Consider the following 13,717-nt stretch of genomic DNA (forward strand, 5'->3'; position numbering starts at 1 on the left):
GGCCGTCAAACCCCCGACAGGCCCCGCCGACAATTTGGCGCCGCCGCGATCCCGAAGGTCGACCTCGGACAGGCTGAAAGGCATCCCCACCCATGGAGATCAGCGCAGGAAACAAGTCGATGTCCGCCGGTCTGCCCAGGGAGGCCGGCGATATCGGCCTGGTCCTGGCCGTAATTGGCATCCTGCTGGCCATGATCCTGCCCATCCCCGCGATGCTCCTGGATTTCTGTCTGGCGTTGAACGTCACCGTCGCCGTCATCGTGTTGATCAACACCATGTACGTGACCTCGCCGATGGACTTCGCGATCTTTCCCACCCTGCTGCTGGTGCTGACCCTTTTCCGCCTGGCCCTCAACATCGCCTCCACCCGCCTGATCCTCCTGCACGGCAGCGAAGGACCGCTGGCGGCCGGCGCGGTCATCAAGTCCTTCGGGAGTTTTGTGGTCGGCGGGAACTACGTCATCGGGATGATCATTTTCGTGATCCTGGTGCTGATCAACTTTATCGTCATCACCAAGGGCTCCGGGCGAATCGCCGAGGTGGCGGCACGTTTTACGCTGGACGCCATGCCGGGCAAGCAGATGGCCATCGACGCCGACTTGAACGCCGGCATCATCGACGAAAACGAGGCCCGCGACCGGCGCAAGGCCATCGCCCGTGAGTCCGAGTTTCACGGCGCCATGGACGGGGCCAGCAAATTCGTCCGCGGCGACGCGATTGCCGGGATCATTATCACCCTGATCAATATTTTCGGCGGGTTCGTGATCGGCGTGGCCCAACAGGGCATGTCGATGATCAGCGCCGCCCAGAACTACACCCTTTTGACGGTTGGTGACGGTCTGGTGTCCCAGATCCCGGCCCTGATCATCTCCACCGCCGCGGGCATCCTGGTCAGCCGGGCGGCCTCCGAAGCCCGTATGGGCCGGGAGTTCAGCCGGCACATCCTGGCTAACCCGACCCCGATTTACATCGGCTCCGGGGTCACCTTCCTGCTGGGGCTGGTGCCGGGTTTGCCGGCGGGCCCGTTCATGTTTCTGGCCACTGTCCTGGGCGGCTCGGTTTATCTCTTCGAGCGCAAGCGCAGCGCCGAAACGGACCTGGTGCCGACGAAAACCGAAGCCGCCCAGGCGGCCGAATCCCCGGGGCCCGAGGATGTGGAACATCTTCTGGCGCTCGACGTGATGGAACTGGAGGTCGGTTACGGGCTGATTCCGCTGGTGGATAAAAACCAGGACGGCAGCCTGCTCAACCGCATCCGCGGCATCCGGCGTCAGTTCGCCAGCGAAATGGGCATGGTGATTCCCCCGATCCACATCCGTGACAACCTCAAGCTCAAGCCCCCCGAGTACCGGGTTCTGGTCAAGGGGGTCGAGCTGGCCCGGGGTGAGGTGATGGTCAACCACTTGCTGGCCATGGATCCCGGTGATGTGACCCAGAAGGTCAGCGGTATTCCGACCACCGAGCCGGCCTTCAACCTGCCGGCCCTTTGGATTCCCGGCGAAAAGGAGGAGGACGCCAGGTTCGCGGGCTACACCGTGGTGGACAACGCCACCGTCGTGGCCACCCATCTGACCGAGGTGCTGCGCAGCAGCGCCCCGGATCTGCTGGGGCGCCAGGAAGTCCAGCACCTGCTCGACACCCTTGCCAAAACCAGCCCCAAGGCCGTCGAGGAGCTTGTGCCCGCCCTGCTGCCGTTGGGCATCGTCCAGAAGGTGCTGCAGAACCTGCTGCGCGAGCAGGTTTCCATCCGCGATCTGCTCACCGTGGTGGAGACCCTGGCCGATTATGCGCCCCTCAGCCGGGACCCGGACCTGCTCACCGAATACGTGCGGCAAAAGCTGGCGCGCACCATCGTCGGGCCCTACGTTCAATCCGACGGGATGCTGCCGGTGATCACCGTCGATGCCAAGGTCGAAGACCTGCTGACCAAGGGGATCCAGCATACCGAGCACGGCGCTTACCTTTCGCTGGAACCGGGGATCTTGGATTCTGTAACTCAGGCGGCCAGGAAGGCCATCGGCGCCGTCGGCGAGATGGGGCTCCAGGCCATGATCGTCTGCTCACCGATGCTGCGGCGGCATCTCAAACGGTTGCTGGCCCAGGCTTCGGTGAACGCGATGGTCATCTCACAGGCCGAAATCATCCCCAACATTCGAATTCAGTCCCTGGGACGGATAAAGCTCTAACGCCATGGGTGTCCGCAACTACAAGGCCAGAAGCATCGCCGAGGCCCTTCGCCGGGTCAAGGCGGATCTGGGCTCAGACGCCATGATTCTCTCCACCCGCCAGCTCCCTGCAGGGTTCAAGAACCCTTACGGCGGCGCCATGTTTGAGGTCTCCGCAATTTGCGCCCAGGAAGCGCCGGAAGCCGCCGGACACGGCCGGGCCGACGCTTTTATGTCGGGGGCGGTCGGCCCGCAGCCGGACAGCGCGGCGCCCGAAGCCTGCGGGATGGGCTGGCAGGCGCTGCAGAGCGAACTTGTCGGAATCCGCGAAATGCTGGGTCTGCTCAATATGGGCGGCGGGCTGCCCGACATGATTCTGGAGCACCCCCAATGGCTCGGTCTTTACGCGCGGCTGGTGCGTGCCGGGGTTTCGGCCCAACGGGTGCAAGGGGCGCTGCGGCATCTTTGCCAAGCGGGCTCCCCGTCCGACCCCGCGGGCGCCGCCCAGCGCGTCATGGCCGAAATTCTCAAGTCGGTTCTGACCTGCGAGCCCTTTGCGGCCGCCGCCGGCGCCCCGCAGTTTGCCGCTTTCGTGGGGCCCACCGGTGTCGGCAAGACCACCACGATCGCCAAGCTGGCGGCCGAACTCAGCCTCAAAGCCAAAAAGCGGGTGGGACTGATCTCGATCGACAGTTTCCGGATCGGCGCCGTTGAGCAGCTCCGGACGTATGCCGCCATCATGGGGCTGCCCTGCCTGCCCGCCTTCTCGCACCAGGACCTCAGGTTGGCGGTGGAAAAAATGGCCCGGCAGGACGTTGTCTTGATCGACACCGCCGGCCACAGCCATCTCGACGGCCAGCGGATGCAGCAGCTGCAGACGCTGCTGGGAGGGCAGGGGCCGATCGCCAGCCACCTGGTTCTCAGCGCAGCCACCAACCGCCTGGACCTTCAGGAGGCCGCGGCGCGCTTCGCCGTATTCAGACCTTGTTCGTACGTTTTTACCAAGCTGGACGAAACCCGGCAGCGCGGGGTGATCATCGATCAGGCCGAAACCCTGCGGCTTCCGATTTCTTACATTACCACCGGGCAGCGGGTGCCGGAGGACATCCTTCCGGCCACCCGGCAGACGATTCTGGACCGCATTTTCGACGCCCCCGGCCCCGTGCCGGAAGTACCGACCCTGAAAGGGAGACCCTGACGTGGATCAAGCCAGCAGCCTCCGAAAAATCATTTCCACCCATGCCCGCCAGAGGCCGCAGCGCTTGAGCACCCCGGCAGCCGGCGATACAGCGGCTGCGGTCCCCGCCCCGCGGGCCATCGCCGTAACCAGCGGCAAGGGCGGTGTGGGCAAGACCAATATCGTCGGCAACCTGGCCCTGGTGCTGGCCGACCGCGGCCACAAGGTGCTCATCCTGGATGCCGATCTCGGGCTGGCCAATATCGACATCATTTTCGGCGTTCACCCGAAATTCAATATCGGACACGTGCTCGACGGCGAAAAAACCCTCTCGGAGATCATCGTCGAGGGCCCGGCCGGGATCCAGATCGTCCCGGCCGGCTCCGGCTTCACCCACCTGACCCATCTGACCGAGGGGCAGAAGCTCAACCTGCTGGGGGAGTTCGAGGCCTTCGGCAACGAGCTGGACGTGATGCTGATCGACACCGGGGCCGGGATATCGTCCAATGTCCTCTATTTCAATCTGGCGGCCGACGACTGCATCATCGTGGCGACCCCCGAGCCCACCGCCATCACCGACGCCTATGCCATGATGAAGGTCATGTCTCTGCAGCACGGGACCCGTCATTTCCAACTGCTGGTCAACATGGCCACCAGCGAGCTGGAGGCCAAAGCGGTCTACGCCAGCCTGGTGCAGGCCGCCGAGCGCTTCCTCAACGGGGTTGTGATTCAATACCTGGGCATGGTTCCCAGCGATCATAGCGTCACCCGCGCGGTGCGCGACCGGCGCATCGCCGTCGAGGCATACCCCGAAGCCGCCTGGAGCCGCGGCATCAACGCCCTGGCCGATCAGCTCATGGACGCGCCGCGGTGCCAGAATACCGACGGCAATATCAAGTTTTTTTTCAAACGTTTCATCGAATTCCGTGTCTGACCGGGCGTGCGGAAAGGGCCAGCGCCGGGTCGATGCGCTTTGATGGATCGCGAACATATTCGATGGAAACCCCAACTGGGCAAACGGTGCGATGATGACGACAAAATTTGCGTATGCTAGCGGTGGGAACGACCAGTGTTATTTCGATGAAAAAGAACGCGAGGCCTTGATCGTCAGGTATGCCCCGCTGGTCAAGCGGATCGCTGGCCGAATGGCCATGCGGATTCCCTCCAGCGTTCTTTTCGACGAACTGCTCAGTGCCGGCTGTCTCGGTCTGATCAACGCGGTGGACCGCTTTGACCCCGAAAGGGATGTCAACCTCAAGACCTACGCCGAGTATCGGATCAAGGGGGCGATCCTGGACGAACTTCGCCGGATGGACTGGTATTCGCGGTCCATGCGGAAAAAAATGCAGCGGATCGAAAAGGCTCTGGTGGCGGTGGAGGGCCGCACCCAGCGGCCGGCCGAAGCCCAGGAGATCGCCGCGGAGTTGGGCATCGCGCTGGAAGATTACTTCAATACTCTCTCGGACATCCATCGGGTATCACTGCTGAGCCTGGATGAGTTCATCAAGGATGAGGCCAATGACGCGGTCTCCAAAAAATCCTTTCAGGAGAGCATCCGCAGCGCAGACGACCCTTCCGAAAACGTGGCCAAGGAGGAACTCAAGCGCGTGATTGCCCAGGCCATCAAAACGCTTTCGGAAAAAGAGCAGATCGTGGTCTCGCTATACTACTACGACGAGTTGACCCTTAAGGAGATCGGACACGTGTTGAGTCTCACGGAGTCGCGCATCTGCCAGATCCACGCCATGGCGGTGATCAAATTGAAGATCCGCCTCAAGAAATACTGTGCGATCTAATGGCACCGTACATCGTGGGCGGCATGGGTCGGGTTTCCAGGAAATTTTTTGTGATGCCGGCAAACCGCAGCCATGAACGCTAAGTCCTCACCCCCCACCATCCCGCAGTACGTTTCCCAGGCGGACATCGATGCCCTGCTGCAGGGCGCCGGGACGCAGGAGGCCCCGCCGGAGGGCCCCGAAGAGCCGCAGTCGGCGACGGCCGACGCCGACGAGGTGATGATCTCTCAAACGGACATCGATGCGCTGCTGCAGGGCGCCGGGACCCAGGAGGCCCCGCCGGAGGGCCTGGAAGAGTCGCAGCCGGCGACGGTCGAGGCGGACGAGGTGATGATCTCCCAGGCGGACATCGATGCGCTGCTGCAAGGCGCCGGGGCGCAGGAGGCCCCGCCGGAGGGCCTGGAAGAGCCGCAGCCGGCGTCGGCCGAGGCGGACGAGGTGATGATCTCCCAGGCGGACATCGATGCGCTGCTGCAGGGCGCCGGGACGCAGGAGGCCCCGCCGGAGGGCCTGGAAGAGCCGCAGCCGGCGACGGTCGAGGCGGACGAGGTGATGATCTCCCAGGCGGACATCGATGCCCTGCTGCAAGCGGCATCGGCGCCTGTCGGCCCCAGCGATCCCTCCCCCGGGGTGGATCCCCGGTCGTCCAACGCCGGTGGGGATGGCGGGGAGGAAATTTTCATCTCCCAGGCGGATATTGACGCCCTGATGGCTTCCGAGGACTTGGTGGCAAGCGAAGCGATCGACCTTGCTTCCCCGGGGGTGAGTGCCGCCCCGGACCCCCAGGCGCCTGCCGCGGACCGCGCGCAGCAAGAGCCGCACCCAAAGGACGAACAGGAAGCGGGCGGACTTCCGGTGCCGTCTGTCGGCCGTGACGGCACCGGGCCTCAAAAGGTCATTTTGGCGCCGTCCGACGGGGAGCAGTCACCCGCCGTCAAGGCTCCTGAAGACCAACAGCGGGCCGCGAAGCGCTGGTTTTCATCAAAGACCCTGTGGACCGTGGCGGCAGTTTTGCTGATCCTGATCTCCACGGTGACCTCGTTTAGCATCTACGGTCGCCGAACATCCGCGCGGGGCGCCGGCGCCGGGCCCCAGACCTTTCCCATACCGCAGAGTACTGCCGGCGCCCAGGCGCCCGACCCAACAGGCCCGGTCCAGATGGTCCTGGCGGGCTTCGTCGTGCCGGCTTCATTTGATAAAGAAGGGGCGGCCGGTCTGCTGGTGGATGTCCAATTGGCTTTTTCCGATGCCGCCGCAGGATCTGAGGTCAAGCGGCACGAACCCTATTTCCGCAGCCTCGTATTCGGTGTTTTGTCCGATGTCCTGGCCGATCGCAGCCGCCCGGAGGTCGACGAACCGGCGCTCACCGCTGGGATCAAAGACGCGCTCAACCGCGCATTGCCGCGGGCCAGCATCCGCACGGTAGCCCTGGAGAACCTGCGTCTGCTTTAAAGGGCCGTTCGCAGCGGCCGATAAACCGCACCACGGTCCCTGCCGGGGGCCCATCGGAGCACCGGCCGCATCTTCGGGTGCCCCCGTTGCAAGTCCGGCAGGGGCGTGGCGCAGCCCGTGAGCCAAGCCGATGACGACGATTGCCAACATAAACCAGGTGGTGCAGCAGGCCGACAGCGCCCGGGAGATGCAACCGCCGCGGGGCGCCCTGGAAGCGGGGCAGTCGCCGGCGGCGACCCCCCAGGAAAAGCTGGCCGCCCAGGGGGCCAAGGTCCGAAGCGGCGGCAAGAGCGAAAAAACCGGCGCCGACCGGGACCGCCGCCGGCACCAGAAAAAGCGCGCCGGCAAACCCGGGACCGTCGGGGGCGGGCAGACGGCGGCGCCCACCCGGGGCACCGGCACCCTGCTGGATATTGTGGCCTGAGACGGCGGGGCGGGTTTTGGTGCCCCCAGCCGCGCGTGGGCGTGCGGCAAACCCAGGCCTGAATACCAATCAGAAGACTTGACAGGTGACCGGGCGATAGATCACGCGGCCCGGCGTCTGCCGCCAGGGGTGGGCAAGACCCATCGCCGCGATCAGGACGAATGATGGTCGATACCGCGAAAAATTTACTGGCGATGCCGCCGATTGAATTCTGGCTGTTGCTGCAGCTGCTGCTGGATCTGCTGCTGGTGGGGCTGGGGTTCTATTTTATCCGCAGCCGGCATGCGAACCTTCGCAGCACCCCATCGCAGCAGGCAGCCGAGCACCTCATGGGCCTGCTGGAGCCCTTGCTGGTGGAGGCCGACAAGACCGCCCGGGCCTTCGATGCCCAGCTGCAGGAAAAGAATCGCCTGATTCAGCAGATCAGCGAGCGTCTCGACAGCCGCATCATCAGCCTGAATTTGCTGCTCAACCGGGCCGACGCCTGCGGCAGCGGAACCCCCGCCAAAACGCCGCACGTCTACGATCAGCAGAAAGAGATCATCACCCTGGACCGTGCGGGGTTGGATGCGGAAACCATTTCCAGCCGGTTGTCCCTGCCCCGGGGGGAGGTGGACCTGGTGCTCGATCTGCACCACAAGCTCCTCAAGGTCCGGCAGGACCCGTCGGACGGTCGGGGCCCAATCCCTGCCGATTTCGGGAAAACGCGGCATGACGCTTCAGATCCCCAGCCGACTCCCTAAAATACCGGGCGCCCGAGGGCCAGACGCATGGCGGCGGCCATGAAAGCGGCGCCCGGCACCCTGGTGGTCAGCTCGGGCCGGATGGTCGCCGCGCCGTCCGCCGAAAACCCCCAGGCCCTGGCCGGCCTGCGCGTGAACGCTGAAGTCGCGGCCACCGTGACGCGTGTGCTTTCGGCCCGGCAGGTGCAATTGACCATCGACGGGCAGCGGATCCTTGCCGAAACCTGCCTTGAGCTGCAGCCGGGCAGCCGGCTGCAGCTCAAGATGATCCAGACCGACCCCCGGCCGGTGCTGAAAATCCTGGCCTCAGTCGGCCCCCAGGCATCGGGGGGGATGCCCCCGTCGCAGCGCCCCCCGCTTGCCGGCGATCCTTTCGCCGGCCTGTCCAGTCTTCTGGCAGCCGTCAACCGGCTGTCGGCCGGGTCCGATGGCGGTGGGGAAGGGCTTGCCCGCCTGACCGGGCTGATAACGACCCTGGCCCTGAAATCCGCTGCACCGGACGCCGCCCTGCTGGGGCGTTTGCTGCTGAACGCCGGGATGGTCTGGGAGGCCAAACTGACCGAGGCCCTGACGCGCAAACCGGCATTGGCGCCGGAGGGGCTCCGCCAGATGGCCACCGGGGACCTCAAGGCCGCAGCCCTGCAGCTGTTGCAGGAGGCGGCCGGCGACCCCGGGGACCGGGGACGCGTCGAACGCTTCCTGGAAGGCCTTGAAACCCTTCAACTCCTCAACCGCCACGCGGCCGACCAGAACGCTCGTTTAATCCTCCCACTGCCAGTTCTCTGGGACGATGGCCTGCAGTTTGGCCAACTGCTGCTGGACCTCAACCGGGAAGCCGGCGGGGAAGGGCCCGCCGCCGAAAAGGCCACCCGCTTGTCCCTGCTGCTGACCCTTTCACGCCTCGGCCCGTTGCGGGGTGACTTCGTCATCTGGCGTAAAACGGTCAACGGCACCTTCGGGGTTGTCGATGCCGAGGCCGCACGATTGGTGGGCATCGATCTTCCCCGATTGGCCCGGGCCCTTGACCGCATCGGTTTCAGCGTGGGCCGCATCGATTGCCGGGTGCTGGGGCACACGACCCTGGCCGGGACCTCCCTGGCCGAGGAGCTTTTAGGCGCCGCTGAAAGCGGCTTGAACCTGGTGGTCTGAAATGAAAGCGCTCTCAAAACGCCGTCGCGCCGTGGCCCTGCGCTACACCCCCGGCAAGGACCATGCGCCCAAGGTAACCGCCAAGGGCAGCGGCAACGTGGCCGAGCGGATCGTGCGGACGGCCCGCGAACTCGGCATTCCGGTCAAGGAGGACCCGGACCTGATGGCGCTTTTGGGGGGGCTGGATATCGAACAGCAAATCCCCGCCGAACTCTACCTGGCGGTGGCTGAACTGCTGGCCTTCGTCTATGCGCTCAACGGGAAAAAAACGCCGGAATAGGCAATTTTTTCCCGCCGCCACGCCGACTCGCAGGAACCTTGGGGCCACGGCGGCGGTTTCGTGCGCAACCCCTTTTAGCCGGGTTGTCAAGCTGCTGTGACCCGGCTGGATGCCTCTCGGATCCCCCATTTGGCCTTCAATACTGCACTTGGCGAGGAGTCAACGCCCGTCTGACGCCTGGTTCGGCAAAATGTCAAAATTTTGACTGATGCCCCACCGGCCCGCCAGGGGGCGCCTGGTAGGCCGGTCTTCGGCTGGCTGGCGGTGGTGGCATTTTAATTGCAAAATTCCGGGCGGCAGCCAATTTCAGCCTTGTGAGGAGAGTCCCGATGATCCTTCAGTTCACCACCCCGGTCCAAGGGGGTTTGCGCCAGGAGCGCAAGTTGGACATGATCGCCAACCACCTGGCCAACGTCGATACCAGCGGGTTTAAAACCGATATGGTGACCTTCGACCAGCTGCTCAGGTCCGAAATGGGCATCGATTTTTCCCCGGGACCGCTGAAGTCCACCGGAAACCCCCTAGACCTCGCCCTGGAGGCCGACGGGTTTTTCAAGGTCCGTACCGCCCGCGGGGAGCGCTACACCCGCAACGGCAATTTCACCCTCAATGCCGAAAACTTTCTGGTGAACGCCAACGGCAGCCCGGTCATGGGGGAGGGCGGTGAGATCACCATCGAAGGTCGCGACATCCAGATCAACCGCGAGGGCGAGATCACGGTGGACGGCGTGCTGGTGGACAAGCTCGCGGTGGTCACCTTCGAATCCCCCCGCGGGATGACCAAAGACGGGGACAGCCTGTTTGTGGGACCGACGGATTCCCCTGAGATCAGCGTGGAAACCCCCGGGGTTCAGCAGGGCGCCCTGGAGGGTTCCAACGTCCAGGCCGTAATGGAAATGACGCGCATGGTTGAAACCATGCGCACCTATGAAGCGCTCCAGAAAATGATCCAGGCCTACGACGAAACCGACGGCCGGATCATCAGCGAAGTGGGAAAGGACTGATCATGATCAGAAGCCTGTGGACCGGCGCCTCGGGCATGATTGCCCAGCAGATGCGCATCGATGTGGTCGCCAACAACCTGGCCAACGCCAACACCACCGGGTTCAAAAAAAGTCGCTGCAATTTTCAGGACCTCATGTACCAGACCCAGCAGGTCGCCGGCGCCACCGCCCCCGGCGGGGGTCAGGTCCCCACCGGAATTCAGCTGGGGATGGGCAGCCGCCTTTCGGACATTCAAAAAATCTACAGCCAGGGGGATTACGTCCAGACCGGCAACGAACTGGACATGGCCATCGAGGGCGAGGGGTTTTTCAAGGTCCTCAGCGGCGACGAGGAACTCTACACCCGGGCGGGGAGTTTCAAACTCGACAGTGAAGGCTACATCACCACCGCCGCCGGCGAACGGCTGCAGCCGGAGGTGTCGATCCCCGACGATACGGTCATCATCACCCTCCAGCCCAACGGCCACCTGATCGCCTATGGCCTCGGCAACACCGAACTGGCCACGGCCGATATCCCCCTCTACAATTTTCCCAACCCCGGCGGCCTCTATGCGGTCGGCCGCAATCTGCTGCGGCCCACCGAGGGCTCCGGTGATGCCGTCGAGGGCACCGCCGGCAGCGACGGCTTTGGCACCCTGGTCAACAACTTTCTGGAGAATTCCAATGTCAGCGTCGTTGAGGAGATGGTGGACATGATCGTCGGCCAGCGGGCCTACGAGGCCAGTTCCAAGATCATCCAGACCTCCGACGACATGCTGCAGATGGCCAACAACGTAAGGCGCTAAAGATTCGATGCTCTGCTTTCCCCTCAAAGATCGTGCGGCAGCCTGCCGACGCTTCAATCCGGCGGCGGTTTGCGGCGTGCTGTTGGTCCTGCTGCTGGCGGTAAGCCATGGCGGTTCTTGCGGGGCGAGCGCCGGCGAAAACAAGTTCGCGGTCCAGGTGGCGGCGCGCGCCACCGTCAGCGGCGAGACGATCACGTTAGGGGACATCGCTGAAATAACGGCCGCCCCTGAAATCCGGCCGCAGCTGGCCGCCATCGATTTGGGGCGGGCGCCCCAGCCGGGGCAGGCCAAACGCCTGGCGGGCGCCTGGATCACCGCCCGGTTGAACGCCCAGACCCGGGTTCCGTCGGCCGCAACGGTCAGCATCCCCGCGCAGGTCACGGTCCAGCGGGCCGCCCAGCGAATTGCCGGCGACGTGCTCGAGCGGTTCTTCACCGATTATGTGGCGCGCCGCCTGGCGGGAGAAGATTTTCGCGTCAGCAGCTTCAAAGTGCGCGGCGATGATGCCTTCCCCGTAGGGGCCATGGCGCTGCGCCCCGCTGAAATGAGTTCCGCGGAGTTGGTCGGTCAGGTCAGTCTGCCGGTTGCGGTCGTGGTCGATGGCCGGCACTGCGGCCGGCTGATCGTTTCCGCCTGGGTCAGCCGCCCCCAGGAGGTGGTCTGTCTGCAGCGCCCGGTTTCCCGGGGGGCGGTTCTGACCGCCGCGGACCTGCGCCTGGAGTCGCGGGACCTGTCGCGTCTTACCGGACAACCGATTCTCAAGCTGCAGGCCGCCGAGGGCATGCGGGCCCGCCGCAGCTTGCGGGCCGGCGACTATCTGAAACAGGCCTTCCTGGAGACCCCGCCGCTGATCAGCAAGGGCGATCGCATCCGGATGGTGGCCACTTCGGGTCGGCTGCGGGTCTCGGCAATCGGGATCGCCCGCTCCGAGGGCGGCCACGGCGAGCAGATCCAGGTGGAAAACCCGGCCTCGGGTAAAACCGTCGTCGGCAGAGTGGTGGATGCATCCACGGTGGCGATTCGTTTCTGAGGTGAAACCATGAAAAGTCAAACCTGGGGAATTCGTGCCGGCGCGCTGGCGCTCTTGCTGCTGCCGGCATTCTGGGGGTGCAGCGCGCCGCTGGCCACCCAAAGCCCGCCCGCGGCGCAATCCCAGGCCGTGTCGGGTGCCATGCCCGCCGCCTATCGGGCGCCGGTGCCCGCCGAGGGCTCCCTTTGGCACGGCGGCGGGGAGCTTCTCTTCGCCGACGTGAAAGCCCGCACCATCGGGGACACGGTTACCATCGACATCATCGAAAACACCTCCTCGGAGATCGATGCCAACACCAAGGCCGATCGCTCCTCGAGCATCGATGCCAGCATCGAAAGCGCCCTGGGGTTGATGGAGAGCCTCTATGCCAAAAACAACTACCTGGGCCGCGACCTCCAGGGAAACATCACCGGCCAGCTCTTCAAGGCCCAGATGGGGAGCGAATTCGAGGGCAATGGCAGCAGCGACCGCAGCGGCCGCATCACGGCCTCCATCGGGGCGCAGGTCACCGAGGTGCTGCCCAACGGCAATCTGGTGCTCTTCGGGCGGCGGGAAATGAAGGTCAACAACGAGGTCCAGTTTATCGTCGTCTCGGGTGTGGCTAGACCCGAGGACGTGGGCAGCGACAACCGGGTCAAATCCGTCTACCTGGCCGATGCCCGCATCGAGTACTACGGGCGCGGCGTGCTGGCGGACAAGCAGAAGCCGGGCTGGGGCACCCGGCTGCTGGACCACATCTGGCCCTTTTGAGACCGAGGATGTCCGAAATGACCCAAAATAGGACGGCGTCCCGACATCGGCGGCCAACCAGCCCCATGCGGGCGCTGCTGGCGGGTGTCATCTTGCTGCTGACGCTGCTGGCGGGTGCTCCGGCTACAGCCGAAGCCGCGCGCATCAAGGATATCGCCGCCGTCAAGGGCGTGCGCCCCAACCAGCTGGTGGGCTACGGCCTGGTGGTGGGGTTGAACGGCAGCGGCGACAACAACAAGACCGAGTTTACCATCCAGTCCCTGGTCAACATGCTGGAGCGCTTGAACGTCCACGTGGACCCAAACGACGTCAAGGTCAAAAACGTGGCCGCCGTGATCGTCACCGCCAGCCTGCCGCCGTTTTCGCGCATCGGCAACAAGATCGACGTGTTGGTCTCCTCCATCGGCGACGCCAAAAGCCTGGTGGGCGGGACCCTGCTCCTGACCCCGCTGCGCGGGGTGGACCGCGAGGTTTACGCCCTGGCCCAGGGGCCGGTTTCGGTGGGAGGCTTCGGCGCCACGGGCACCACCGGCAGCGCGGTCACCCAGAACCATCTGCTGGCCGCCAAGATCCCGGGGGGTGCCACGGTCGAGAAGGAAATACCCTTTGCTCTCGCCGGGCGGCAGGAGCTGACGTTGACCCTTTTTCAGCCGGATTTCACCACCGCGGTGCGGGTTTCGGATGCTATCAACCAGGCCATGGGCGGCGCCCTGGCCAGCGCGCTGGACTCCGGGACCCTGGAGGTCAAGGTGCCCGGCGGCTTTCACGACAATCTCCCCGGCTTTCTGGCGCGTATTGAAACCCTTGCCGTGACCCCCGACAGCGTGGCCCGCATCGTGGTCAACGAAAAGACCGGGACCGTGGTGATGGGCGAAAATGTGCGGATCGCCACCGTGGCGGTGGCCCACGGCAACCTGAGCATTTCCATCCAGGAGGCCTTTGACGTCTCCCAGCCCGAACCG

14 protein-coding genes are annotated in these 13,717 nt (G+C 64.7%); all 14 read left to right on the top strand.

What is annotated here, in order from left to right:
* The first annotated feature begins 92 nt into the window (after nt 1-92).
* A complete protein-coding gene (flhA, locus tag LJE63_02310) occupies nt 93-2,186 on the top strand; it encodes a flagellar biosynthesis protein FlhA (GenBank protein ID MCG6905432.1) in 2,094 nt (697 codons plus the stop codon).
* Nucleotides 2,187-2,190: 4 nt separating this feature from the next.
* Nucleotides 2,191-3,363 carry a flagellar biosynthesis protein FlhF gene (gene flhF, locus LJE63_02315; GenBank protein MCG6905433.1) on the top strand — a complete coding sequence of 391 codons (1,173 nt, stop codon included), beginning with the start codon at nt 2,191-2,193 and terminating at the stop codon, nt 3,361-3,363.
* 1 nt (nt 3,364) lies between these two features.
* Complete coding sequence (locus tag LJE63_02320; protein MCG6905434.1) at nt 3,365-4,276, top strand: MinD/ParA family protein; 912 nt, start codon at nt 3,365-3,367, stop codon at nt 4,274-4,276.
* A gap of 94 nt (nt 4,277-4,370) precedes the next feature.
* Nucleotides 4,371-5,138 (top strand): FliA/WhiG family RNA polymerase sigma factor, encoded by a 768-nt coding sequence (locus tag LJE63_02325; GenBank protein ID MCG6905435.1) that lies wholly within the window; start codon nt 4,371-4,373, stop codon nt 5,136-5,138.
* 72 nt (nt 5,139-5,210) lie between these two features.
* Complete coding sequence (locus tag LJE63_02330; GenBank protein ID MCG6905436.1) at nt 5,211-6,590, top strand: hypothetical protein; 1,380 nt, start codon at nt 5,211-5,213, stop codon at nt 6,588-6,590.
* A gap of 130 nt (nt 6,591-6,720) precedes the next feature.
* Nucleotides 6,721-7,014 (top strand): hypothetical protein, encoded by a 294-nt coding sequence (locus LJE63_02335; GenBank protein ID MCG6905437.1) that lies wholly within the window; start codon nt 6,721-6,723, stop codon nt 7,012-7,014.
* 161 nt (nt 7,015-7,175) lie between these two features.
* Complete coding sequence (locus LJE63_02340; GenBank protein ID MCG6905438.1) at nt 7,176-7,757, top strand: hypothetical protein; 582 nt, start codon at nt 7,176-7,178, stop codon at nt 7,755-7,757.
* A gap of 39 nt (nt 7,758-7,796) precedes the next feature.
* On the top strand, nt 7,797-8,906 hold the full coding sequence (locus LJE63_02345) for a hypothetical protein (GenBank protein ID MCG6905439.1): 1,110 nt from the start codon (nt 7,797-7,799) through the stop codon (nt 8,904-8,906).
* A 1-nt stretch (nt 8,907) separates the two neighbouring features.
* The gene (locus tag LJE63_02350) at nt 8,908-9,186 is read left to right on the top strand and encodes an EscU/YscU/HrcU family type III secretion system export apparatus switch protein (protein MCG6905440.1); all 279 of its coding nucleotides are present in this window, start codon (nt 8,908-8,910) and stop codon (nt 9,184-9,186) included.
* Between the two features lie 329 nt (nt 9,187-9,515).
* The gene (locus LJE63_02355) at nt 9,516-10,190 is read left to right on the top strand and encodes a flagellar hook-basal body protein (protein ID MCG6905441.1); all 675 of its coding nucleotides are present in this window, start codon (nt 9,516-9,518) and stop codon (nt 10,188-10,190) included.
* A 2-nt stretch (nt 10,191-10,192) separates the two neighbouring features.
* Nucleotides 10,193-10,975, top strand: a complete 783-nt coding sequence (gene flgG, locus LJE63_02360) for a flagellar basal-body rod protein FlgG (protein MCG6905442.1) — start codon at nt 10,193-10,195, stop codon at nt 10,973-10,975.
* Between the two features lie 7 nt (nt 10,976-10,982).
* Complete coding sequence (gene flgA, locus LJE63_02365) at nt 10,983-12,005, top strand: flagellar basal body P-ring formation chaperone FlgA (protein MCG6905443.1); 1,023 nt, start codon at nt 10,983-10,985, stop codon at nt 12,003-12,005.
* Between the two features lie 9 nt (nt 12,006-12,014).
* Entirely contained in the window at nt 12,015-12,755 is a 741-nt protein-coding gene (locus LJE63_02370) for a flagellar basal body L-ring protein FlgH (GenBank protein MCG6905444.1), read from the top strand.
* 17 nt (nt 12,756-12,772) lie between these two features.
* The coding region (locus tag LJE63_02375; GenBank protein ID MCG6905445.1) for a flagellar basal body P-ring protein FlgI at nt 12,773-13,717 on the top strand (945 nt) is incomplete at its 3' end.

This window comes from Desulfobacteraceae bacterium, from assembly GCA_022340425.1.
Lineage (GTDB): Bacteria > Desulfobacterota > Desulfobacteria > Desulfobacterales > JAABRJ01 > JAABRJ01.